The following is a 21,913-nucleotide window of genomic DNA, read 5'->3' as shown; positions in this document are numbered from 1 at the left end:
TCAGTCCAGCCGGGGTGCGACCGCCGCCCCGAACGTGCCGATCTGCTCGACGAGTTCGGCCCGGCTCCGGCTCCGGAACCGCACCTGGATCTGGTCCACGCCCATCGCCCGGTACGCCCGCAGCGACTCGGCGATCTCCTCCGGCGCCCCGGTGAGGGTGCGCCGGCCGACGTCCCAGCCGGGCCGGCCGACGTACAGCGGCTCGGTGATGGCGCCCACAGTGAAGGGCCCCTCGACGCGGTGCTCCGTCCTGAGCCGCCGTATCCGCGCGATCTGCGCCGGCAGCCGCTCCCGGGGGTCCCCCTGCGGCAGCCACCCGTCACCCTTGAGCGCGGCCCGGCGTACGGCGGCGGGCGACGAGCCGCCGACCCACACGGGCACGGACGGCTGCGCGGGCCGCGGCCGCTGCCCCAGTCCGGCGAAGTCGTACAGCTTGCCGTGGTGCTCGGGGAACTCCTCGGGTCCGAGGGCGGCCCGCAGCGCGTCGATGCTCTCGTCGAGCACCGCGCCCCGCCGCTCGAAGTCCGCTCCCAGGACCTCGAACTCCTCCCGCACATGCCCCGCGCCCACGCCGAGGATCAGCCGCCCGCCGGAGAGACGGTCGAGGGTGGCGTACTGCTTGGCGGTGAGCAGCGGATGCCGCAGCCCGACGACGGCCACATGGCTGAGCAGCCGGACGCGCTCGGTCACGGCGGCCAGGTGGGCCAGGGTGGCGACGGGGTCGTACCAGACCGTGCTCATCGCGGAGGCCAGCCGCCGCGGGACGGCCACATGGTCGCAGCAGGCCAGGTAGTCGAACCCGGCGCTGTCCACGGCCCGCGCGACGGCCACCAGGTCCTCCGGTCCGGCGCCGGCCTCCCAGCCTTCCGCGTACAGGGTGCTCTGGGACTGGACGGGCAGCTGGATGCCGTACGCCAGGGCGTTCACCGCCACAGGCCTTCTGGCGTGAGCCCCAGCAGGTCGATGGCGTTGCCCCGTACGATCCGTTCGACCACCTCCGGCGGCAGATGCCCCATCTGCGCCTCGCCGACCTCGCGGGACTTCGGCCAGGTGGAGTCGGAGTGCGGGTAGTCGGTCTCGTACAGGACGTTCCCGACGCCGATGGAGTCGAGGTTCCTGAGCCCGAAGGCGTCGTCGAAGAAGCAGCCGTGGACGTGCTCGGCGAACAGCTCGGACGGCGGCCGGCGCACCTTGCCGGCGACCCCGCCCCAGCCCCGGTTCTCCTCCCACACCACGTCGGCGCGCTCGAGGATGTACGGGATCCAGCCGATCTGCCCCTCGGCGTACATGGCCCTGAGGTTCGGGAACCGCTCGAACTTGCCGCTCATCAGCCAGTCCACCATCGAGAAACAGCAGTTGGCGAAGGTGATGGTGGAGCCGACGGCGGGCGGGGCGTCGGCGGAGGTGGAGGGCATCCGGCTGCTGGAGCCGATGTGCATCGCGACCACCGTGCCGGTCTCGTCGCAGGCCGCGAGGAACGGGTCCCACTCGTCGGTGTGGACCGACGGCAGACCGAGGTGGGGCGGTATCTCGGAGAAGGCCACGGCCCGCACACCGCGCGCGGCGTTGCGCCGTACCTCCTCGGCCGCCAGCCGGGCGTCCCACAGGGGTATGAGCGTGAGCGGTATCAGCCGCCCCCGCGCCTTCGCCCCGCACCACTCCTCCACCATCCAGTCGTTGTAGGCCCGGACGCAGAGGAGGGCGAGGTCCCGGTCCCGGGCCTCGGTGAAGGTCTGGCCGCAGAAGCGGGGGAAGGTCGGGAAGCACAGGGCGGACTGGACGTGGTTGACGTCCATGTCGGCGAGCCGGGCGGGGACGTCGTACGAACCGGGCCGCATCTGCTCGTAGGTGATGACCTCCAGCCGGATCTCGTCCCGGTCGCAGCCGACGGCGGTGTCCAGACGGGTGAGCGGGCGACGCAGGTCCTCGTAGGCCCACCAGTCGCCGAGGGGGCCGTCCGTGCTGCCGGGTTCGCCCATGACGGGCTTGAAGCGCCCGCCCAGGAAGGTCATCTCCTTCAGCGGCGCGCGCACGATCCGGGGTGCGACGTCCAGGTACTTCTTCGGCAGCCGGTCCTGCCAGACGGTGGCGGGCTCCACGGTGTGGTCGTCGACGGAGATGATCAGCGGGAACTGTGTGGTCTCCATGGCGCTCACGGTAGCGCCGATCTGACGGTCCGTCAGCTCTCCTGTTCCGGGCAGCGGATGCGAAGAGGGTGTGAGGACCTTGTGCACCGAACACGCCGCCCTGTGATCGGCGTCTCCCACGGCTGACGCAACCGCCCGGAACAAGGCAAACTGACGGGGTTGTTCGTGATGCCGAGGGGGACGAACGCATGGACGCTGGGCCGCGAGTACCTGAGCAGCGGCGTGCCGGCTCCGTGGCCATGGCGGAGACCGGCGCCGTCGCGGAGCCGGAGGCGTTGCGCTTCAGCGTGCTCGGTCCGGTGCGGGCCTGGCGCGGCGACGACGCGCTGATCACGGGCTCCCCCCAGCAGCGCGCCCTGCTGGCCGCCCTCCTGCTGCGGGAGGGCCGTACGGCCACGGCGGCGGAACTGATCGACGCGCTGTGGGGCACCGAGCCGCCGTCCCAGGCGCTGGCGGCGCTGCGCACCTACGCCTCCCGGCTCCGCAAGATCCTCGGCCCCGGGGTCCTGGTCAGCGAGTCCGGCGGCTACGCGGTGCGGTCACTGGGCGAGGGCGCCCTGGACCTGGCGGTCGCGCAGGAACTGGCGGCCGAGGCGGAGAAGGCGCGCGGCGCCGGGGACCTGTGCCACGCCCGCGAGGTCCTCACCCGCGCCCTGGCCCTGTGGGACGGCGAACCCCTGGCCGGCGTGCCCGGACCGTACGCCGAGGCCCAGCGGGCCCGGCTGGAGGAGTGGCGCCTGAGCCTGCTGGAATCCCGCCTCGACATGGACCTGGAGCAGGGCTGCCACGCGGAGGCGGTCTCCGAACTGACCGCCCTGACCGCCGCCCATCCGCTGCGCGAACGCCTCCGCGAACTCCTGATGCTGGCCCTGTACCGCAGCGGCCGCCAGGCCGAGGCCCTCGCCGTCTACGCCGACACCCGCCGCCTGCTGGCGGAGGAACTGGGCGTGGACCCGCGCCCGGGCCTCCAGGAGTTGCAGCAGCGCATCCTCCAGGCGGACCCCGCGCTGGCCGAGCCCTCCGCTCCGGCGGCCGAACCGGCCGCGGCCCCCGTCCGCCCGGCGCAGCTCCCCGCCTCCGTCCCCGACTTCACGGGCCGTGCCACCTCAGTGAGCGAGCTGAGCGAGGTGCTGTCCTCGGCGTCCGAGGCGGAGGGCCGGGTGATGGCGGTCTCGGCGCTGGCCGGCATCGGCGGCGTCGGCAAGACGACCCTGGCGGTCCACGTGGCCCACCGGGCGCGCCCCGCCTTCCCCGACGGCCAGTTGTACGTGGACCTGCAGGGCGCGGGCCCCCGCCCCGCCGAACCGGAGACCGTCCTCGGCTCCTTCCTGCGCGCTCTCGGCACGGCGGACTCGGCGATCCCGGACTCGCTGGAGGAACGGGCCGCCCTGTACCGCTCGGCCCTGGACGGCCGCCGGGTACTGGTCCTGCTGGACAACGCGAAGGACGCGGCCCAGGTCCGTCCGCTGCTGCCCGGCACGGAGGGCTGCGCGGCGCTGGTGACCTCCCGGGTCCGGATGCTGGACCTCGCCGGGGCGCACCTGGTGGACCTGGACGTGATGTCCCCCGAAGAGGCCCTGTCCCTCTTCACGAAGATCGTGGGCGAGGAGCGGGTGGCCGCGGAACGGGAGGCGGCCCTGGACGTGGTGGCCGCCTGCGGCTTCCTCCCCCTGGCGATCCGCATCGCCGCGTCCCGCCTGGCGGCCCGCCGCACCTGGACGGTGTCCGTCCTGGCGGCGAAACTCGCGGACGAACGCCGCCGGCTGGACGAACTGCAGGCCGGCGACCTCGCCGTCAAGGCCACCTTCGAACTCGGCTACGGCCAGCTGGAACCGGCTCAGGCGCGTGCCTTCCGCCTGCTCGGCCTCGCCGACGGCCCGGACATCTCCCTGCCCGCCGCGGCGGCGGTCCTGAACCTCCCGACGGAGGAGACGGAGGACCTCCTGGAGTCCCTGGTCGACACGTCCCTGCTGGAGTCGGCGGCGCCCGGCCGCTACCGCTTCCACGATCTGGTCCGGCTCTACGCGCGTGCGTGCGCGGAGCGGGACGAGCAGCCGCCGGGCGAGCGGGCGTCTGCGATGTCGCGGCTGCTGGACTTCTACCTGGCCACCGCTGCCGGGGTCTACGCGATCGAACGCCCCGGAGACCGACTGGTGGACCATCTGGAGCCGACCGGCGTGCCCGGACTGGTCTTTCCCGACCGCCGCGCCGCACAGGACTGGCTCTACTCCGAAGCGGTACCGCTGCTGGCCTGCGTACGGCAGTCGTCGAGCGGCACGACGCTGCGTCGAGCCGTCGATCTGCTGTGGGCGGCGGTCGACCTGGCGGAGTCGGGAGCCAACTTCAGGGAGTACGAGGCGGCCGGCACAGCACTGCGCGACGCCGCGCATGCCGCCTCCGACACCCGGGCCGAGGGCCGGGCCATCCTGGTGCTGGCCAACGCGCGTCACTGGTCGGGGCAGTTCGGCCAGGCCGATGAGGAGGCACGACAGGCACTGGTGCTGTCGGAGGCCGCCGACGACCCGCTGCCGTGCTGCTGGGCCGCGAACATCCTCGGCGCATTCGCCTTCTACCAGAGCCGCTACGCCGAGGCCGAGGAGTACCTGGAGCGTGCCATCGCGGACTTCCGCGCCTGCGGCGACCTGTCCGGCGCGGCGGCGGCACTGTGCAACCTCTCGCGTCTGCACCTGCAGACGGGGCGGGCCGACAGCGCGGTGCATCTCGCGCGGCAGGGCACCGAGATGTACGAGGGGCTCGGGCACTCCCTCAAGGCGGCCAACGGCCACTACGCCCTCGGGCTGGCGCTGGGCAAGAGCGGCCATCTGGACGATGCCGGCGCGCATCTGGGCCAGGCCCTGCTCGTCTTCCGGGCCAGCAGGCAGCGCCTGTGGGAAGGGATGACCCTCTTCCGTCTCGCCGAGGTGGACCTGTTCGCCCAGCGTCCCGCCCAGGCCGCCGCCAACGCCGAGATGGCCCTGACACCACTCAGGGAGATCGGCGGCGAGTGGCGCCGCGGCAACGCGCTCACCGCACTCGGCAAGGCCTTGAACGGCATCGGCCAGACCGGCAGGGCCCAGGTCTGCTGGCGGGAGGCGCTGGAGATCTATGAGCGGCTCGACTCGCCGGAGGCGGCGGAGGTCGAGGAGCTCCTGGCCCCGGCGGCCGCGGCCTGACCTGGGCACCGTCTCGGCGTTCATCGATCGTTTATCACCGCACGGCACCCTCGTGGATGTCGGGCCGTCGCGTCGGGGGGCAGACGGACCGCCGCGGAGGTCGCCGCACTCGCGATCTAGAGTGAGCGACTCCAGTGGCCCATCCGGCCACCCTCGGGGGAGTGACCGGATGGGCCCGCCACAGCTTCAACGCGATCTCCAAGGGGAGGCACCTGATGAGCGACACCACCAAGGACGAGCCGATCGTCAAGCCGGACAACACCCACATCACCGACGCCGCGGCCGGCACCGAGGTCAAGCCGCTCAACACGCACATCACGGACGTCGAGAACGTGACCACCGGTGGCACGGCCACGCCGGACAACACCCACATCACGTCCGAACCCAGCTAGACCTTCTTTCCCACACGGGGATCGGCCGCGGCGGCGCGGAGGGGGAGCCGTCGCGGCCGAGGTGTGTCCGGAGCCGCCACCCGTCTGCCGATCACCGGCCTCTCAGTACCCCCTTCATCACCTTGCCGCTCGCGTTTCGGGGTAGCTCCGCCACGAAGTGCACCGTTCTCGGGACCTTGTAGTTGGCCATCTCGCGGCGGGACCAGGCGATCAGGTCGTCGGCCGTGAGGACCGAACCCGGGCGGCGGACGACGAAGGCCTTGCCGACCTCTCCCAGGCGGGCGTCGGGTACGCCGATCACGGCCACGTCCGCCACGTCGGGGTGGACGCCGAGCAGCTGCTCTATCTCCGCCGGGTAGGCGTTGAAGCCGCCGACGATGAACATGTCCTTGACGCGGTCCGTGATGCGCAGGTTGCCCGCCCCGTCCAGGACGCCCACGTCGCCCGTGTGCAGCCAGCCGTCGGGGGTCACCGCCTCCGCCGTGGCCGCCGGGTCGGCGTAGTAGCCGCGCATGACGTTGAACCCGCGGACCTGCACCTCCCCCGGGGTGCCGGCGCGCACCGGCGTGCCCGTGGCGTCCACCACGCGGACCTGCGTGCCGGGGATCGCCCGGCCGGATGTGGAGGCGATCACCGAGGGGTCGTCGCCGCGCCGGCACATCGTGGCGATGCCGCTCGCCTCCGACAGGCCGTAGGCCGTGAGGACCGTGCCGATGCCGAGTTCGGCGCGCAGGCGTGCCACCAGGCGGAGGGGGACGACGGCGGCGCCCGTGACGACGAGCCTCAGTGCCGAGAGGTCGTGGGCGTCGCGGGCCGGGTGGTCCAGGAGTGACTGGTGGAGGGTCGGGGGGCCGGGCAGGACCGAGATCCGCTCCGCCGCGATGTTCGCCAGCGCCGTGTCCACGTTGAACACCGGCTGCGGGATCATCGTCGCCCCGCGCATGAGGCAGGCGATCACACCGGCCTTGTAGCCGAAGGTGTGGAAGAACGGGTTGACGATGAGGTAGCGGTCCGTGTCGCGCAGGCCGGCCAGGTCCGCCCAGATCTCGTACGCCCGCAGGGTCTGCGCGTGGGTGATCATCGCGCCCTTGGGCCGGCCCGTCGTGCCCGAGGTGAAGACGATGTCCGAAATGGTCGTGCCGATCAACTCGTCCTCACGGTCCTGTACTTCGCGCCCGCTTACGCCCTCTCCCGCCGCCAGGAAGTCCTTCCAGGTGAGGAAGTCGGCCGGCGCGTCGTCCGAGAGGACCACCACCTGTTCCAGCGCCGGCAGGGCGGGGAGGGGGCCCCGGCCGGCCGGTACTCCCTCGCCCGCCGCCCGGCGCAGCGAGGCCACGTACGACGTACCGAGGAACGTGCCCGTCACGAAGAGGAGCCGGGCTCCGCCGCGGCGCAGGACGTCGGCCGCCTCCGCGCCCTTGAAGCGGGTGTTGAGCGGGACGAGGACCGCGCCCGCCGAGACCGCGCCGAGGGCCGCGACGATCCAGTCCAGGGAGTTGGGAGCCCAGACGGCCACCCGGTCGCCCACCGCCACCCCGCAGGCCAGACAGGCGGCGGCCGCCCGCTCGACCCGGGCGCCCAGTTCGGCGTACGTGATCCGGGTGCGGCCCTCGACCACGGCCTCGGCGTCCGCGTACCGCTCGGCCGCCGACCGCACCAGTGCCGGGATGGTGTCCCAGTCGCTCATGGCGAGCCTCCCGTTACACGCTGCTGACTGACCGTCAGATTAGCGCTAACCTGACGACCTGTCAGGAGAGGGGGCCGCACATGACAGGCACGGGGCTCAAGGACGCCACCGCCATCGTCGGCATCGGACAGACCGCCTTCGCCAAGCACCTCCCGGAGGACGAGAAGACGCTCGCCTGCCGGGCCGTGCTCGCCGCGCTCGACGACGCCGGCATCGCACCGGGCGAGGTCGACGCCCTGGCCTCCTACACCATGGAGGAGACCGACGAGGTGGAGCTGGCGAAGGCGGTCGGGTTCGGCGATCTGACCTTCTTCGGCAAGGTGGGGTACGGAGGCGGCGGGTCCTGTGCCACCGTCGCGCATCTCGCCGCCGCCATCACCGCCGGGCAGGCCACGGTGGGGGTGGCGTGGCGGTCCCGGAAGCGGGGCAGCGGGCCCCGGCCGTGGACCGGCACCACCGTCCAGCTGCCCACACCGGCCCAGTGGACGCGGCCCTTCGGGCTGCTGCGGCCCGCCGACGAGATCGCCATGCTGGCCCGCCGGTACATGCACGAGTACGGCGCCACCCGCGACCATCTGTTCAACGTCGCCCTCGCCTGCCGGAACCGCGCCAATCAGAATCCGGCGGCCGTCATGTACGAGCGCCCGCTGACCCGCGAGAGGTACATGACGTCCCGGTGGATCAGCGAGCCACTGTGCCTCTACGACAACTGCCTGGAGACCGACGGGGCGTTGGCCTGCGTGGTCGTGGGCCGGGAGCGGGCGCGGGACTGCGCCAGGAAGCCCGTCTACGTCCACTCCGCCGCCCAGGGGCTGCCCGCCCAGCACCACGGCATGGTCAACTACTGGAACGACGACCCGCTCACCGGCCCCGCCTGGACCGCCGCCCGGCACCTCTGGAAGCACGCCGACTTCACACCGGACGACGTGGACGTGGCGCAGATCTACGACGCGTTCACGGCCCTGGTCCCCCTCTCCCTGGAGGGCTACGGCTTCTGCGGACGAGGCGAAGGGGGCGCCTTCACCGAGCGGGGCGCCCTGGAGATCGGCGGGCGGCTGCCCGTCAACACGGGCGGCGGCGGGCTCAGCGAGGCCTATGTGCACGGCTTCAACCTCATCAACGAAGGGGTGAAGCAGCTGCGCGGGACCAGCACCGCGCAGGTCCCCGGCGCCGCCACCTGCCTGGTCACGGCCGGCGAGGGCGTCCCCACCTCCGCGCTGCTCCTGAGGAGCTGACCATGCTGAGCCCTGTCACCGACGCCGACGGCGCACCCTTCTGGGAGTACGCCGCCCGTGGCGAACTGCGCGTCCAGGCCTGCGCCGGCTGCGCCGAGCCCCGTTTCCCGCCCCGTCCCTGCTGCCCGCACTGCCAGTCCTTCGCGAGCGAGTGGCGTCCGGTGTCGGGGCACGGGCGCGTGTGGTCGTACGTCGTGCCGCATCCGCCGCTGCTGCCCGGCTATGCGGAGCAGGCGCCGTACAACGTGATCGTCGTGGAGCTGGCGGACGCCCCTCGGATACGGCTGGTCGGCAATCTGGTCAGCGGTCCCGGGGCGCCGCTCGGCTCCCTCGATCCCGGCGTCGTACGGATCGGTGCGCGGGTGCGGGTGGTCTTCTCCGGCGGGCTCCCGCAGTGGGTGCCGGCGTGAACACCGTGCTCCTCGACGTCGACAAGGACACCGGAGTCGCCGTCGTCACGCTGAACCGGCCCGAGCGGCTGAACGCCATCGATCTGACGATGGCACGTGAACTGGCCGATGCCTGGGCCGGGTTGCGGTTCGACGACTCCGTGCGGGCCGTCGTGCTCACCGGGGCCGGGGAGCGGGCGTTCTGTACCGGGATCGACCGGGACGCCGTCGTACCGCAGCCGTCGTCGCCGTACATGCAGGACGATCCGCTGCTGGGTGCCGGGCCGAAGGCGAACGGCCTGTGGAAGCCGGTGGTCGCCGCCGTACGCGGGATGGCCTGCGGGGGCGCCTTCTATCTGCTCGGGGAGAGCGAGTTCCTCGTCGCCGACACCACGGCCGTCTTCTTCGACCCGCACACGACGTACGGCATGGTCAGCGCCTACGAGTCGGTGCTGATGGCGCACCGGATGCCCTACGGGGAGGTCGCCCGGATGACGCTCATGGGAACGGCCGAGCGGGTCTCCGCCCGGCGGGCCCACGAGATCGGGCTGGTCTCCGAAGTGACCGGGGCGGGTGGGGCGTTGGCGGCCGCCGTGCGCTGTGCCGCCGTCGTCGCCGGCTATCCGGCCGAGGCCGTGCAGGGGACCGTGCGGGCGCTGTGGGCGGCCAAGGAGGCGGCACGTGCGCAGGCGTTCGCGCAGGCGCCGCACCTCATCGCGCTGGGCAACCTGCCGGCCGGACGGCAGGCGGAGCTGTTCGCGGGGAGACCGCGGAACCACCGGGTGCGTTAGGGCCTGACCTGGGCGTCCCGGTCGGCCTCGCAGTGGTCGACCTTCAGCAGGAGGCGGTCGCCGACCGTCACTCGGGTGGTCGCCCTGCCCTTCGCGGGCACCGTGACCGTGACGGAGGCGTTGTCGAGGATCTCGGTGCCTTCGTCGTCGTAGAAGGTGACCCGGGCCTGGAACTCGGCCTCGCGGTTGTTCGGGTTCGTGATCTCGACCGTCGCATACGGCTTCTTCGCGGTCGCACAGCTGATCAGCTTCGCCGTTCCGTCCTTCAGCGGCTTGCCGCTGCCGCCGGACGGGGTGGAGGTGGCCCGGTGGGTCGGGCGCCGGTTGTAGGAACGCCCGCCGGTGCTGCCACTCGTGCCCGTACCGCTGCCGCCGTAGCGGTCGCCGGCCGAGCCGCCGTAGGAGTCGCCGGAGTCGTCGTCGTACGTACCGCCGCCCGAGGTGGACGAGGACGACGTGTCGTGGTCCTGGTGGGAGCTGCCGCATCCACCCCCACCGCCGCCCCGGTGGCTGCCGTGATGCCGGCCCGTCGAGAAGCCGGTGAGGCTGAGGACCACGAAGGCCAGTACGGCCGTGAACTTGAGCGCGCGCGTCCCTGTATGCATGGGCATGCCAGCACCCTACCCACCGTCGTCCACCACGTGGCGGGTGCCCGACGCCGGGAGTAGCGTCGGCCCTGGGACGGCCGCCGTCCGGAGCCCTTCCGTGTAACCGGTGCGACGGCCGTCACGCAACTCACGTGGTGCGAGCCGTGCCCGTGCCCTTCTCCGCGTCCAGCGCATACACGCACCGGTCCTTGCTGCACGCGTACACCACGCCGTCCTTGACCACCGGGGAGCCGGTGATCTCGCCGCCGGTGGCCAGCTTCCAGCGCAGCCGGCCGTCGTCGGCCTTCAGGGTGTACAGCAGGTGGTCGGTGGAGCCGAAGTGGATGCGGCCCTCCGCCACCGCGGGAGCGCCCACGACGTCACCGCCCGCCTGGAAGCGCCACTTGGGCGTGCCGGTGACCGCGTCCAGGGTGTAGAGGCCCTTGCCGCTGCCGACATGGACGTGGCCGGCGGCCACCAGGACCGGTTCGATCGAGGAGCGGGCCTCGGTGGCGATGCGCCAGCGGTCACGGCCGTCGGTGGCGTCGAGGGCGTAGACCGTGCCGAGGTAGTCGGCGAGGTAGACGCCACCGCCGGTGACGGCCGGGCCGGGGGCGAAGGTCGGCGGACTCAGGAAGACCGCCGGGGCCTCGAAGTGCCAGCGCACCATGCCGCTCGCCACCTCGATGGCGAGGACGCGGGTGCCGGCGGAGACGTAGACGTAGCCGTCGGACGCCGGGGCCAGGCGGACCGGGACGCCACCGCAGGAGGCCGCGTCGCCGATGGGGTACGACCAGCGCTCGGCGCCGGTGCGGGCCTCCAGGGCGCGCAGCCGGGCGTCCTGCCAGACGTAGACGGTGCCGTCGTGGACGGCGGGGGCGGCCTCCGGGGACTCGAAGTCGGTCTGGCAGCCGGTGATCTCCCACAGCTTCTGCCCGCCCGCGGCTTCCCACGCCTGGACGCCGCCACCGCGGGTGCCGGTGACGACCGTGCCGTGGTCGGCCTTCAGGGAGTACACCCAGGCGTCCGTGGACAGCCGCCACAGGTCGCTGCCCTCGCGGGCGTCCAGGGCGAACAGGGTCGGGCCGTCGGAGGCGTGGATGCGTCCGTCCGCCACGGCCATCGACCAGGCGACGTCCCTCGTCTTGAAGCGGCGGCGGCCGGTGCCCACGTCCAGGGCGTGCACCTCGAAGGAGGTGACGTAGACCAGGTCGCCGTCGACCGCCGGGGTGCCCCAGACATCGTTGGACATGCGGAACCGCCAGGGGCGCCAGCCGCTCGCCGCCTCCGGAGACGGGGGTCCCGCCGGTCCGGGCGCAGCCGAGGACGCGGGGGCCTGCGGTACGGCGGAGTCGGCGCCCGTCACCCCGGGGCGCGGACGCGACCAGTTGGCGACCAGGCCGGCCTCCGGCGGCGGCGCCTTGACGGCGGCGGCGCGGGCGTCGGCGACCCGGGGGCCGGGGCCGATGGGCACCGGCGCGCCGGCCAGCCGGACCGGACCGGTGTCGGGGGCGCCGGCCGGCACGGAGGCCGGGACCGGCGGGTCGTACGAGGGCAGCGGGGGTACGGCCGCGCGGCCGCCGCTGCGGGGGCCGGACGCGGTGGGCGCGGGCTTGACCGGGGGGCGGCCGCCGCGGCGGGACTCGATGAGGCCGACGGCCTTCTCGGGCAGCCAGGCCGAGGCGGTGCCGCTGTCGTCGGAGCCGGAACCGAAGAGGTGCGGGGCGAGCTGGGCCTGGAGGTCGGCCGGGCTGGGGCGGCCGGACGCCTCCATCTGCATACACAGCTCGATGAGCGGGCGCAGCTCGTCCGGCAGACCGGTCAGGTCGGGGCCCTCGCGGAGCAGCATGAAGACCGTCTCGACCGGGTTGGCGCCATGGAACGGCGGATGGCCGGTGGCCGCGAAGACCAGCATGGAGCCGAGCGAGAAGACATCGCTGGCGCCGGTGACGCTGCGGGAGTCCTTGGCCTGCTCGGGGGACATGTAGGCGGGCGTGCCGACGGCGACGTTCGTCATGGTCAGGCGCGTGTTCGAGACGCCCGACGCGATACCGAAGTCGATCACCCGGGGGCCGTCCTCGACCACGAGCACGTTGGAGGGCTTGAGGTCGCGGTGGACCAGCCCGGCGCCGTGGATGGACTGCAGGGCCTCCGCGACGCCCGCCGCGAGCCAGCGCACCGCCTGGGCCGGGAGCGGCCCGCACTCGTTCACTATCTCCTCGAGCGAGGGCGCGGGGACATAGGCGGTCGCGAGCCAGGGCACGGCGGCGCGCGGGTCGGCGTCGACCACGGCCGCCGTGTAGAACCCGGAGACCGCGCGGGCCGCCTCCACCTCGCGGGTGAAGCGCACCCGGAAGAGCTGGTCCTCGGCCAGCTCGGTGCGCACCGTCTTGATCGCCACGCGCCGGCCGGACGCCGAGCGCGCGAGATAGACCAGCCCCATGCCGCCGGCGCCCAGCCGGCCCAGCACCTCGAACGGCCCGATCCGCCGCGGATCGTGCTGTGTCAGCTGATCCACCACTTGCCTGCCACCTCCCCGTACGAGCCGCGCCACCCCATATGTACGCGACCGAAGTGCAGCGTCTCACCACCGCACCGCCATGGCGGCACGGACCCCGATTCTTCCTGGCCGGACCGCCGGTGGCGAACCCGGTGGAAAATCGGGGTGTCTCACGCCAAAGCGGACGCATCAGCGCTGCAGCAATGCGAACGACGCCCCCTGATTGTCGGTGACGACGGCCACTCGTCCGTACGACGTCTCGAAGGGTGGCGCCTGCACCCGGCCGTCGAGCCGCCGAACGGCCCCGAGGGTGTCGTCCAGGTCCGTGACCCGGAAGTGGGCCAGGAAGTGCGGGGGCATCTCGGCGGGGAAGACGTCGGTGACGTCCGCGCGCCCGAAGTCGGGCTCGGCCTCGGTGCCGAACAGGGCGTCGTGGAAGAGCCTGCCGTAGAAGGCGTTGGCCGCGGCGGTGTCCCGGGTGTACAGCTCGGCCCAGACGAAGGTGCCGGGCTCGTGCCGCCGCCCGAAGCCGGTGTGGCCACCGGGCTGCCACAGGCCGAACACGGCGCCCTCGGGATCGGCGGCCAGGGCGGCGGTGCCGAGGTCGCCGACCGGGAACGGGGCCATGACCACCTGTCCCCCGGCCGCGGTGATCCGCCGGGCGAGGGCCTCGGCGTCCGAGGTGGCGAAGGAGACCGTCCAGACGGTGGGCATACGGCCGTCCGTCTTGGGGGCCAGCGAGGCGACGAGGTCGCCCTCCAGCCGGGCCCACACCGAGGAGCCGTACGCCTCCTCGAAGGACCACCCGAAAAGCTCACCGTAGAACCGCTTGCCCGCCTCGACGTCGGGCAGCTGGGCGTCCACCCAGCAGGGGACGCCCTCCCTGTACGCCGCTTCGTGCCCGGATGCCCTGTTTTCGGCCATGACGTCAAAGTAACCGGGTCGCACGCACCCCGCAGACCAGGCACAGCGCTCCCAGAGCGCTCGTGCACCCCATTTGCAGTCGGCCGAATCGCGCTCCGATCACCCCTCGGTAAGCTGACGACATGACAGGACAAGTGCGTACCGTCGACGGCCGCGTGGCCGGCCGGCGTGGGCAGGCGACCCGGCAGAAGCTGCTCGACTGCCTCAGCGAGATGCTCAGCTCTTCCCCCTACCGGGACGTCAAGGTCATCGATGTCGCCCGGAAGGCGGGCACTTCGCCCGCGACCTTCTACCAGTACTTCCCGGACGTCGAAGGCGCCGTACTGGAGGTCGCCGAGCAAATGGCGGCCGAGGGCGCCGGGTTGACCGAACTCCTCGAGGGGCGCACCTGGGCCGGCAAGGCCGGCTGGCAGACCGCGCAGGAACTCGTGGACGGATTCCTGGAGTTCTGGCGCAAGAACGAGGCGATCCTGCGCGTGGTCGACCTGGGCGCGGCCGAGGGGGACAAACGGTTCTACAAGATCCGTATGAAGATCCTGAACTCGGTGAACAACTCCCTCGCGGAATCCATCAAGGAACTGCAGGCCAAGGGCCGGGTCGACAAGGACGTGAACCCGGCGGCGGTGGCCGGCTCACTGGTCGCGATGCTCGCGGCGGTGGCGGCGCACCAGAAGGGCTTCTCGTCCTGGGGCGTGAAGCAGGCCGAACTCAAGCCGAACCTGGCGCTGTTGGTGCATCTGGGTGTGACCGGCAAGAAGCCGAGCAAGTAGCACACGTAGCACCCTTTCTTTTTCCAGGTCCCAAGTCCTGTCTGGCAGGCGGTGGTTCACCGGACGTGAACCACCGCCTGCGCTGCTATGCGGGCAGCGGCCGGTCCCGCACGACGTGCTTCATCACCAGCGTCGACGTCAGCCGCTGCACCCCCGGCAGGGTCGCGAGGCGCTCGTCGTACAGCCGCTGGAAGGCGGCGAGGTCGGCGGTGGCGATCCGCAGCAGATAATCGGGCTCGCCGAACAGCCGCTGGGCGTCCAGCACATGATCCAGTTCACCGACCGCCCGCTCGAACTCGGCGACCGTGTCCCGGTCCTCCTGCCGCATGGACACGAAGACCAGCGCCTCGAAGGTCAGCCCGAGTGCCGCCGCGTCCACCACCGCCCGGTAGCCCTGGATGGCACCGGAGCGCTCCAGCTCGCGCAGCCGCCGGTGACAGGGCGAGACGCTGAGGCGCACCCGGGCGGCCAGCTCGGTCACGGTCAGCCGCCCGTCCTGCTGCAGCTCGGCAAGGATTTTCCGGTCCACGTCGTCCATGAGAAAGATATTTGCCCAGAACCGGCGATCACCAGCAAACTTCAGGAACACTTTCGGGCCAATCGCGCCTAATGTCCCTCCCATGGACTCGGGACTGCTCTTCTCCTTCCTCGCCGTGGACGTGCTGCTGGTGTGCGTACCGGGCGCCGACTGGGCGTACGTCATCGCGACCGCCCTGCGCGGCAGCTCCGTACCGCGCGCGGTGGCGGGCCTGGTCTCCGGGTACGCGCTGCAGACGGCCCTGGCGACGGCGGGCCTGGCGGTCCTGGTGGCGGGTTCGCCCCGGCTGCTGACGGCCCTGACGGTGGCGGGCGCCGGATATCTGCTGTGGCTGGGCTGGTCGGTGCTGCGCCGCCCGGCCGTCCCCGCGGCGGCGGACGCGACCGGGTCCGCCGGTCGGCTCTTCAGGCGCGGGGCGACGATCAGCGGCCTGAACCCCAAGGGCCTGCTGCTCTACCTCTCCGTACTCCCCCAGTTCCTCACCCTGCGGGGCGCCCACCTGCCCGTACCCGCCCAGACGGCGGCCCTCGGCCTGCTTCACATGGCGGCCTGCGCGGCCGTCTACCTCACCGTCGGCACCCTGGCCCGCGCCCTGCTCGCGGCCCGCCCGGCGGCGGCCCGGGCGGTGACCCGCACCTCCGGCGCGGCGATGCTGGGAATCGGCGCGTTCTTGCTGGTGGAACGGCTGGCGATGCTCTAAGTGTGCTGTCCCGGCAGATGGGTGACGCGACTGGGCTCCCGCACAGTGAGCCGGAACAGCCGGATCTCCCGCTCCACCCGCGCCTGGTAGGTGGCGTACGGCGGCCAGAACACCAGCAGCGCCTGCCAGGCGGCGGCCCGCTCCGCCCCGGTGAGCAGCCGGGCGGCGACGGGGAGATCCCGGCCGTTCCAGCTGATCGAGGCGTCCGGATGGACGAGCAGATTGTGGGTCCACGCCGGGTGGCCGGGCCGCCCGAAGTTGGAGCCGACGAGGATCCAGCTCCTGCCGTCGTCCCCGGGCATGCACGCCAGCGGGGTCCGGCGGAGCAGCCCGCTGCGGGCCCCGGTGGAGGTGAGGATCACCCCCGGCAGCAGCAGGGCGCTGAGCAGCACCTTTCCCCGGGTGAGCCGGTGCACGCCCCGGTCGAGGGCCGGGATCACATGCGGGGCCACCTTCGCGAACACCCGGGTGGACGACACCTTCCGGACGAGCCGGACGCCGGCGGTGCGGGCCATCAGACCGACACCTCCCCGCGCACGAAGAGCCCGGCCTTCTCGGCGGCCCGGTCCCGCAACCGGTGCACCGGCCCGAACAGCAGCTCGTCCCCGGCCGCCCGTTTGAAGTACAGGTGGGCGTCGTGCTCCCAGGTGAACCCGATCCCGCCGTGCAACTGGATGCCCTCGGCGGCGGCATCCCGCAGCGCCCCCAGCGCCTGCGCGAGCGCGAGCCCGCCCGCCCCTTCCCCCTGGGTGGTCGCCCAGGCGGCGTAACGGGCGGCCGACCGCGCCGCCCGCACCCCCACGTACACATCGGCCAGCCGGTGCTTCACCGCCTGGAAGGATCCGATGGGCCGCCCGAACTGCACCCGCTGCCCGACGTACTCCACGGTCCGCTCCAGCGCCCGGTCGGCCGCCCCCACAGCCTCGGCGGCGAGCGCGGCGGCGACAGAGTCCCCGAGCGCGGCGAGCGCGGGCAGCACGTCCCTGTCGTCCTCCCCCAGCAACTCGGCGCGGACGTCACGCAGTTGCACCCGCCCCTGCGGCCGGGTGGCGTCGAGAGCGGTCTGCCGGGCCCGTACGAGCCCCACGGCGTCCCCCGCCACCAGGAACAGGCGGGTCCGGGACCGGGCGAACCCGCCGGTGTGCGCGGCGACCAGCAACAGCCCCGCGCTGTGCCCGTCCAGCACCTGGTCGACCTGCCCGTACAGGGTCCATCCGCCGGCCGCCCGGCGGGCCTGGACACCCCCCGCCCGCCCTCCGCCGGCGGTGTATCCGTCGTTCGCTCCGGTCAGGGCGAGGGCCGTGGCCAGGGCGGGTCCCGGGACGGCGAGGGCGGCGGTGAGGCTTCCGGCGGCGAGCCGGGGCAGCAGCTCGGCCCGCTGGGCCCGCGTCCCCAGGGCGAGGATCAGCGGGGCGGTGAGGACGGAGGTGGCCAGCAGCGGCGAGGGCGCCAGGGCGCGTCCCGTCTCCTCGCAGGCGAGGGCCAGTTCGGTGGCCGAGCAGCCGGCACCGCCGTACCGCTCGGGGAGGGCGAGCCCCGGCAGGCCGAGCCGGTCGGCGAGGGCGGACCACAGGAGGGGGTCGTATCCGGCCGGGCTGTCGACGGCGGTCCGCAGTTCCGGCGAGCCGCAGCGCTTGCGCAGCAACTCGCGCAGGGTTCGGCGGATCTCGTCCTGCTCGGCGGTGAGACGCGTGTCCATGGCTGATCCCCTCCCGACCATACCTGACGGAGCGTCAGGGAGGTCAGGTTAGAGGGGGCCCGCGGCGATGCCCAGAGACCCGGCCCTGCCGCTCCCCGCATTATCTGATGTACCGTCAGGTTCATGAGGTCAGGGAGCAGGAGAGTCGCCGTGGTGGGCGTGGCCCTCTCGGACTGCGGCCGCGTGGACGACGCGACCCCGTACGCCCTGCACGCCCAGGCGGCCCGTCGCGCCCTCGCGGACGCCGGCCTGGACCGCGCCCGGGTCGACGGCTTCGCCTCGACGGGCCTGGGCGCGCTGGCCCCGGTGGAGGTCGCCGAGTACCTGGGCCTGCGCCCCACCTGGGTGGATTCCACCTCCGTCGGCGGCTCGGCCTGGGAGGTCATGGCGGCCCACGCGGCGGACGCGATAGCGGCGGGCCACGCCGACGCGGTCCTCCTCGCCTACGGCTCGACGGCGCGGGCGGACATCAGGGCGGGCCGCAGAACGGGCGGCCTCTCCTTCGGCACCCGGGGCCCCCTCCAGTTCGAAGCCCCCTACGGCCACACCCTGATCGCCAAGTACGCGATGGCGGCCCGCCGCCACCAGATCGAGTACGGCACGACGATCGAGCAGCTGGCGGAGGTGGCGGTCCAGGCGAGGGCGAACGCGGCCCTGAACCCCGGGGCGATGTTCCGCGACCCGATCACGGTCGACGACGTCCTCTCCGGCCCGATGATCGCCGACCCCTTCACCAAGCTGCACTGCTGCATCCGCTCCGACGGCGGGGCAGCGGTCCTGCTCGCGGCCGAGGAGTACGTACGGGACTGCCGTACCGCCCCCGTCTGGATCCTCGGCACGGGCGAACACGCCTCCCACGCGGCGATGTCCGAGTGGGAGGACTTCACGGTCTCCCCGGCAGCGGTGAGCGGCCGCCTGGCCTTCGCCCGGGCCGGAGTCCGCCCGCACGAGATCGACTTCGCGGAGATCTACGACGCCTTCACCTACATGACCCTGGTGACCCTGGAGGACCTCGGCTTCTGCGCCAAGGGCGAGGGCGGGGCGTTCGTGGAGAAGGGACGCCTGCTGGTGCGGGGCGGAGCCCTGCCGGTGAACACGGACGGCGGCGGCCTCTCGGCCCACCACCCCGGCATGCGCGGCCTCTTCCTCCTGGTGGAAGCGGTACGCCAACTACGCGGCGAGACCGGCGCCCGTCAGGTGCGGGCGCGGGACGGGGGGTTGCCGCGACTCGGGGTCGTGTCGGGGACGGGGGGGTGGTTCTGCTCCTCGGGGACTGTGGTGCTGGGGCGGGGGTGAGGGGGGTGGGGCGATACTCGCCCCATGGCACAACAAGATCTCCACGAGCTGCTTCGGTCGCTGCGTGTCTGGGCGCCCGAGACGACACAGCTGCGCCCCTTCGACCCGGATACGACCCCTCCCACGCCGTTGGCACTCTTCACGAGCTGGTTCGCGGAGGCGGTGGCGGTGGGGCAGCCGGAGCCGCACACGATGTCGCTGGCGACGGTGGACGACGAGGGCAAGCCGGACGTACGCATCGTGATGCTGCACGGCGCCGACGCGGACGGCTGGTCCTTCGCCACGCACGCCACGAGCCGGAAGGGCCGGGCCCTGAGCGCCCACCCGTACGCCGCCCTGGCCTTCTACTGGCCGGTGCTGGGGCGCGAGGTGCGGGTACGGGGACCGGTCACGTCGGCGCCCTCCGAGGAGAGCCAGGCCGACCTGCACGCGCGGTCCACGGGGGCGTTGGCGGCGGCACTGACCGGGCGGCAGAGCGAGGAGCTGGCCTCGCTGGATGAATTGCGGCGGGTCTCGGAAGCGGCTTGGGAGAGGGCCCGCGAGAACTCGGCCGCTCCTTCCCCGACGTGGACCCTGTATCGCCTGCACCCGGAGACGGTGGAGTTCTTCCAGGGGGACGCGGACAGACGCCACGTACGCCTGGAGTACCGGAGCACGGAGTTCGGCTGGAGCAGGGGGCTGTTGTGGCCGTGAGGGCGGCGGGTCACGTTTCCGGCCTGAACACCGGCATTCCCGCACGGAACGCGACCCTCAGCGGCATCCCCGCCACCAGGTCCTCCGCCGCGCACGCCACCACCTCCGTCATCATCCTCGGCCCCTCCGCCAGGTCGACCACGGCCGCCGTGTAGGGGGTGCGGTCGCCGAAGGGGGGCAGGTCGTTGCGGTGGACCGTGGACCACGTATAGAGAGTCGCGTGGCCACTCGCCTGCTCCCACACCACCTCCTCGCTCCAGCAGTGCGGGCAGAACTCCCGGGGGTAGTGGTGGGCCCGGCCGCAGGCCCCACAGCGGCGGATCAGCAGGCGGCACTCGGCGGCCGCTTCCCAGTAGGGGCGGGTGAAGGCGTCGGTCTCCGGGATGTCGTGGCGCGGCCCGCCCATCAGAACCACCCGATCCACGCGTCCACCGACCACGTCTGCCACGCCATCCCGAAGAAGCCGACCAGCGAGATCAGGGCCATCATCGAGTTCTGACCCTGTTCCGCCCAGTCGTGGATCATGAGGATGAAGTAGACCGCGTTCAGGAGCAGGCCGGCGACCAGGGCCACCGGGGTCAGGAAGCCGAGGACCAGGCCGAGGCCGAGGGACAGCTCGGCGTAGGCCACGACGTACGCCATGAGTCTGGGGTGCGGTTTGACCACCGTGTCGAAGCCCGCCCGGACCGGCGCCCACCGGTGTTGCGCCGCCACGTCCGCCGCCCAGGCGATGCCGCTTCCTCGCTCGAACCAGGCCTTCTTGTCCTTGTGCCGCCAGCTCTCCAGCCACCACAGGCCGAGGCCCATGCGCAGCACCGCCAGCCACTCCGCGCCGTCCAGCCATATCGCGTCCATGAAACTGACGGTACGTCAGATAAACCGCTCTGCCGAGCCCTCCGCCAGTGACCGGCTGCGCGTGTAGGCCATGAAGGGCGCCCGCGCCTGTGGGCCGGCCGCGCACCCGACCCCGGCGACAAGGCATCTCCCCCATTCATGTGGGCTACCTCACACACTCCGGTCACTTCTCCACACACGTGATCAATCCGCAACCAATTCCGGGCTTGACCGAGACCCATCAAGCGAGCGGGTGGTTACGCTCCCGCTCATGGCAGCCTCCCGTCCCGCCTCCGTACACCTCTCCCCGACCCCGGCCGACCGCCCGGTCTACGTCATCGGCGCCGGTCCGGGGGGCCTGGCCGCCGCGTACGCGCTGCGGGCGCGGGGCATACGGGCCGTGGTGCTGGAGAAGGCCGACCAGGTGGGCGCCTCCTGGCGCGGGCACTACGACCGGCTCCATCTGCACACCACCCGCCGGCTGTCCGCGCTGCCGGGCCTGGCGATGCCCCGGAGGTTCGGGCGCTGGGTGTCCCGCGACAACGTGGTGCGCTACCTGGAGAAGTACGCCGAGCACCACGAGCTGGAGATCGTCACCGGCGTGGAGGTCCACCGCGTCGAGCGGACCGAGGACGGCACCGGCTGGCTGTTGCACGCCTCCGGCGGTCGGGAGCTGACCGGCAGCGCGGTGGTCGTCGCCACCGGCTACAACCACACCCCGCGCATCCCCGACTGGCCCGGCCGGGAGGCGTACGGCGGGGAGTTCCGGCACGCCGGCGAGTACCGCAACGCCGAGCCGTACGCCGGCCGGGACGTGCTCGTCGTCGGTATCGGCAACACCGGCGCCGAGATCGCCGTGGACCTGGTGGAGGGCGGGGCAGCGCGCGTGCGGCTGGCCGTGCGCACGGCTCCGCACATCCTGCGCCGCTCGACCCTCGGCTGGGCCGCCCAGTACACGGGCGTGCTGGTACGGCGGCTGCCGGTGCGGCTCGTGGACCGGCTCGCCGGTCCGGTGGGCCGGATCAGCACCCCTGACCTGTCCGCGCAGGGGCTGTCCCGACCGGACACCGGTCTGTACAGCAGGGTGAGGCAGGGCGCCATCCCGGTCCAGGACGTCGGCCTGATCGACGCCGTACGGAAGGGGAAGGTGGAGATCGTGGCCGCCGTCGAGGGGTTCGAGGACGGGAAGGTGGTCCTCGCCGACGGCAGCCGGGTCTCGCCGGACGCCGTGATCGCGGCCACGGGGTACGTCCGGGCGCTGGAGGGGATGGTCGGGCATCTCGGGGTGCTGGACGAGCGCGGCAGGCCCCTGGTGCACGGCGGCCGTACGCCGGGGCAGGCGCCCGGCCTGTACTTCACCGGGTTCACCAATCCCATCAGCGGGATGCTCCGCGAGATGGCGCTGGACGCCGGGAAGATCGCCAGGGCGGTGGCGAAGGCGCTGAGGTAGGCGCACGGTAACTTTGCCGTTCCGAACCGTTCCTGACATGACGTCAGTTCAGTAATCTGACAGGGCGTCAGTTTTTTGGCTGTCTCTCTCACAGGAGCGGGCGGAACG

General features: G+C 72.7%; 21 protein-coding genes. 10 read left to right on the top strand and 11 right to left on the bottom strand.

All coding sequences use genetic code 11. The features are described 5' to 3' along the window. Both AC07C1_RS15710 and AC07C1_RS15705 read right to left on the bottom strand, forming a co-directional pair. Nucleotides 1–927 (bottom strand): LLM class F420-dependent oxidoreductase, encoded by a 927-nt coding sequence (locus AC07C1_RS15710; protein WP_478939255.1) that lies wholly within the window; start codon nucleotides 925–927, stop codon nucleotides 1–3. Next, nucleotides 924–2,147 carry an amidohydrolase family protein gene (locus AC07C1_RS15705; protein ID WP_478939254.1) on the bottom strand — a complete coding sequence of 408 codons (1,224 nt, stop codon included), beginning with the start codon at nucleotides 2,145–2,147 and terminating at the stop codon, nucleotides 924–926. The genes AC07C1_RS15710 and AC07C1_RS15705 overlap by 4 nt, the downstream gene beginning before the upstream one ends. Before the next feature lie 188 nt (nucleotides 2,148–2,335). On the opposite strand from AC07C1_RS15705, the gene afsR reads away from it, so the two are divergent. Further along, complete coding sequence (gene afsR, locus AC07C1_RS15700; protein WP_478939253.1) at nucleotides 2,336–5,320, top strand: SARP-family global regulator AfsR; 2,985 nt, start codon at nucleotides 2,336–2,338, stop codon at nucleotides 5,318–5,320. Between the two features lie 215 nt (nucleotides 5,321–5,535). After that, nucleotides 5,536–5,712 carry a hypothetical protein gene (locus tag AC07C1_RS15695; RefSeq protein ID WP_478939251.1) on the top strand — a complete coding sequence of 59 codons (177 nt, stop codon included), beginning with the start codon at nucleotides 5,536–5,538 and terminating at the stop codon, nucleotides 5,710–5,712. Nucleotides 5,713–5,803: 91 nt separating this feature from the next. On the opposite strand, the gene AC07C1_RS15690 is transcribed toward AC07C1_RS15695, so the two are convergent. Further along, nucleotides 5,804–7,399 (bottom strand): FadD3 family acyl-CoA ligase, encoded by a 1,596-nt coding sequence (locus AC07C1_RS15690; RefSeq protein WP_478939250.1) that lies wholly within the window; start codon nucleotides 7,397–7,399, stop codon nucleotides 5,804–5,806. An 80-nt stretch (nucleotides 7,400–7,479) separates the two neighbouring features. Here AC07C1_RS15690 and AC07C1_RS15685 point away from each other — a divergent pair, with 80 nt between their 5' ends. From AC07C1_RS15685 to AC07C1_RS15675, 3 genes are read left to right on the top strand one after another with little or no spacing between them, the layout of a single operon-like run. Further along, on the top strand, nucleotides 7,480–8,634 hold the full coding sequence (locus AC07C1_RS15685; protein ID WP_478939248.1) for a lipid-transfer protein: 1,155 nt from the start codon (nucleotides 7,480–7,482) through the stop codon (nucleotides 8,632–8,634). Between the two features lie 2 nt (nucleotides 8,635–8,636). Further along, entirely contained in the window at nucleotides 8,637–9,044 is a 408-nt protein-coding gene (locus AC07C1_RS15680; protein WP_478939247.1) for a Zn-ribbon domain-containing OB-fold protein, read from the top strand. Further along, nucleotides 9,041–9,814, top strand: a complete 774-nt coding sequence (locus AC07C1_RS15675) for an enoyl-CoA hydratase/isomerase family protein (RefSeq protein ID WP_478939245.1) — start codon at nucleotides 9,041–9,043, stop codon at nucleotides 9,812–9,814. Before AC07C1_RS15680 ends, AC07C1_RS15675 begins: the two co-directional genes overlap by 4 nt. Here AC07C1_RS15675 and AC07C1_RS15670 read toward each other — a convergent pair. From AC07C1_RS15670 to kbpA, 3 genes are all read right to left on the bottom strand, one after another. Further along, on the bottom strand, nucleotides 9,811–10,425 hold the full coding sequence (locus tag AC07C1_RS15670; protein ID WP_478939243.1) for a putative periplasmic lipoprotein: 615 nt from the start codon (nucleotides 10,423–10,425) through the stop codon (nucleotides 9,811–9,813). The genes AC07C1_RS15675 and AC07C1_RS15670 overlap by 4 nt on opposite strands. Nucleotides 10,426–10,549: 124 nt before the next feature. Continuing rightward, entirely contained in the window at nucleotides 10,550–12,922 is a 2,373-nt protein-coding gene (gene afsK, locus AC07C1_RS15665; protein ID WP_478939241.1) for a protein serine/threonine kinase AfsK, read from the bottom strand. A gap of 168 nt (nucleotides 12,923–13,090) precedes the next feature. After that, nucleotides 13,091–13,825, bottom strand: coding sequence for an AfsK-binding protein KbpA (gene kbpA, locus AC07C1_RS15660; RefSeq protein ID WP_478939240.1), 735 nt, complete (start codon nucleotides 13,823–13,825; stop codon nucleotides 13,091–13,093). A gap of 122 nt (nucleotides 13,826–13,947) precedes the next feature. Between kbpA and AC07C1_RS15655 the strand changes: the two genes are divergently transcribed. Further along, complete coding sequence (locus AC07C1_RS15655) at nucleotides 13,948–14,595, top strand: TetR family transcriptional regulator (protein ID WP_478939238.1); 648 nt, start codon at nucleotides 13,948–13,950, stop codon at nucleotides 14,593–14,595. A gap of 85 nt (nucleotides 14,596–14,680) precedes the next feature. Here AC07C1_RS15655 and AC07C1_RS15650 read toward each other — a convergent pair whose 3' ends face one another. After that, nucleotides 14,681–15,133 (bottom strand): Lrp/AsnC family transcriptional regulator, encoded by a 453-nt coding sequence (locus tag AC07C1_RS15650; protein WP_353598937.1) that lies wholly within the window; start codon nucleotides 15,131–15,133, stop codon nucleotides 14,681–14,683. A gap of 82 nt (nucleotides 15,134–15,215) precedes the next feature. Between AC07C1_RS15650 and AC07C1_RS15645 the strand changes: the two genes are divergently transcribed. Next, on the top strand, nucleotides 15,216–15,833 hold the full coding sequence (locus tag AC07C1_RS15645) for a LysE family translocator (RefSeq protein ID WP_478939236.1): 618 nt from the start codon (nucleotides 15,216–15,218) through the stop codon (nucleotides 15,831–15,833). Here AC07C1_RS15645 and AC07C1_RS15640 read toward each other — a convergent pair. Together AC07C1_RS15640 and AC07C1_RS15635 are read right to left on the bottom strand one after the other, a co-directional pair. Beyond that, entirely contained in the window at nucleotides 15,830–16,348 is a 519-nt protein-coding gene (locus AC07C1_RS15640) for a nitroreductase family deazaflavin-dependent oxidoreductase (protein ID WP_478939234.1), read from the bottom strand. The two genes, AC07C1_RS15645 and AC07C1_RS15640, sit on opposite strands and share 4 nt — an antisense overlap. Then, entirely contained in the window at nucleotides 16,348–17,532 is a 1,185-nt protein-coding gene (locus tag AC07C1_RS15635) for an acyl-CoA dehydrogenase family protein (protein ID WP_478939232.1), read from the bottom strand. Before AC07C1_RS15635 ends, AC07C1_RS15640 begins: the two co-directional genes overlap by 1 nt. 123 nt (nucleotides 17,533–17,655) lie before the next feature. On the opposite strand from AC07C1_RS15635, the gene AC07C1_RS15630 reads away from it, so the two are divergent. Beyond that, nucleotides 17,656–18,828: a thiolase C-terminal domain-containing protein gene (locus AC07C1_RS15630; protein ID WP_478939230.1), complete on the top strand. Its 1,173-nt coding sequence runs from the start codon at nucleotides 17,656–17,658 to the stop codon at nucleotides 18,826–18,828. A gap of 24 nt (nucleotides 18,829–18,852) precedes the next feature. Then, nucleotides 18,853–19,521 (top strand): pyridoxine/pyridoxamine 5'-phosphate oxidase, encoded by a 669-nt coding sequence (locus AC07C1_RS15625; protein WP_478939228.1) that lies wholly within the window; start codon nucleotides 18,853–18,855, stop codon nucleotides 19,519–19,521. A gap of 10 nt (nucleotides 19,522–19,531) precedes the next feature. On the opposite strand, the gene AC07C1_RS15620 is transcribed toward AC07C1_RS15625, so the two are convergent. Both AC07C1_RS15620 and AC07C1_RS15615 read right to left on the bottom strand, forming a co-directional pair. Further along, nucleotides 19,532–19,927 (bottom strand): Zn-ribbon domain-containing OB-fold protein, encoded by a 396-nt coding sequence (locus AC07C1_RS15620; protein WP_478939226.1) that lies wholly within the window; start codon nucleotides 19,925–19,927, stop codon nucleotides 19,532–19,534. Beyond that, on the bottom strand, nucleotides 19,927–20,376 hold the full coding sequence (locus AC07C1_RS15615; RefSeq protein WP_478939224.1) for a DoxX family membrane protein: 450 nt from the start codon (nucleotides 20,374–20,376) through the stop codon (nucleotides 19,927–19,929). The genes AC07C1_RS15620 and AC07C1_RS15615 overlap by 1 nt, the downstream gene beginning before the upstream one ends. A 250-nt stretch (nucleotides 20,377–20,626) precedes the next feature. Between AC07C1_RS15615 and AC07C1_RS15610 the strand changes: the two genes are divergently transcribed. Next, nucleotides 20,627–21,805, top strand: coding sequence for a flavin-containing monooxygenase (locus AC07C1_RS15610; RefSeq protein WP_478939222.1), 1,179 nt, complete (start codon nucleotides 20,627–20,629; stop codon nucleotides 21,803–21,805). The last annotated feature ends 108 nt before the right edge of the window (nucleotides 21,806–21,913 follow it).

The organism is Streptomyces sp. NPDC045022, from assembly GCF_056432605.1.
This window is presented reverse-complemented; position numbering and strand designations above follow the sequence as displayed.

What these genes read in the sequence shown, in the direction of transcription:
- AC07C1_RS15705 (WP_478939254.1), bottom strand. Translation starts at nt 2,147, where the DNA reads ATGGAGACCACACAGTTCCCGCTGATCATCTCCGTCGACGACCACACC.
- afsR (WP_478939253.1), top strand. Translation starts at nt 2,336, where the DNA reads ATGGACGCTGGGCCGCGAGTACCTGAGCAGCGGCGTGCCGGCTCCGTG.
- AC07C1_RS15695 (WP_478939251.1), top strand. Translation starts at nt 5,536, where the DNA reads ATGAGCGACACCACCAAGGACGAGCCGATCGTCAAGCCGGACAACACC.
- AC07C1_RS15690 (WP_478939250.1), bottom strand. Translation starts at nt 7,399, where the DNA reads ATGAGCGACTGGGACACCATCCCGGCACTGGTGCGGTCGGCGGCCGAG.
- AC07C1_RS15685 (WP_478939248.1), top strand. Translation starts at nt 7,480, where the DNA reads ATGACAGGCACGGGGCTCAAGGACGCCACCGCCATCGTCGGCATCGGA.
- AC07C1_RS15680 (WP_478939247.1), top strand. Translation starts at nt 8,637, where the DNA reads ATGCTGAGCCCTGTCACCGACGCCGACGGCGCACCCTTCTGGGAGTAC.
- AC07C1_RS15670 (WP_478939243.1), bottom strand. Translation starts at nt 10,425, where the DNA reads ATGCCCATGCATACAGGGACGCGCGCGCTCAAGTTCACGGCCGTACTG.
- kbpA (WP_478939240.1), bottom strand. Translation starts at nt 13,825, where the DNA reads ATGGCCGAAAACAGGGCATCCGGGCACGAAGCGGCGTACAGGGAGGGC.
- AC07C1_RS15655 (WP_478939238.1), top strand. Translation starts at nt 13,948, where the DNA reads ATGACAGGACAAGTGCGTACCGTCGACGGCCGCGTGGCCGGCCGGCGT.
- AC07C1_RS15650 (WP_353598937.1), bottom strand. Translation starts at nt 15,133, where the DNA reads ATGGACGACGTGGACCGGAAAATCCTTGCCGAGCTGCAGCAGGACGGG.
- AC07C1_RS15645 (WP_478939236.1), top strand. Translation starts at nt 15,216, where the DNA reads ATGGACTCGGGACTGCTCTTCTCCTTCCTCGCCGTGGACGTGCTGCTG.
- AC07C1_RS15640 (WP_478939234.1), bottom strand. Translation starts at nt 16,348, where the DNA reads ATGGCCCGCACCGCCGGCGTCCGGCTCGTCCGGAAGGTGTCGTCCACC.
- AC07C1_RS15635 (WP_478939232.1), bottom strand. Translation starts at nt 17,532, where the DNA reads ATGGACACGCGTCTCACCGCCGAGCAGGACGAGATCCGCCGAACCCTG.
- AC07C1_RS15630 (WP_478939230.1), top strand. Translation starts at nt 17,656, where the DNA reads ATGAGGTCAGGGAGCAGGAGAGTCGCCGTGGTGGGCGTGGCCCTCTCG.
- AC07C1_RS15625 (WP_478939228.1), top strand. Translation starts at nt 18,853, where the DNA reads ATGGCACAACAAGATCTCCACGAGCTGCTTCGGTCGCTGCGTGTCTGG.
- AC07C1_RS15620 (WP_478939226.1), bottom strand. Translation starts at nt 19,927, where the DNA reads ATGGGCGGGCCGCGCCACGACATCCCGGAGACCGACGCCTTCACCCGC.
- AC07C1_RS15615 (WP_478939224.1), bottom strand. Translation starts at nt 20,376, where the DNA reads ATGGACGCGATATGGCTGGACGGCGCGGAGTGGCTGGCGGTGCTGCGC.
- AC07C1_RS15610 (WP_478939222.1), top strand. Translation starts at nt 20,627, where the DNA reads ATGGCAGCCTCCCGTCCCGCCTCCGTACACCTCTCCCCGACCCCGGCC.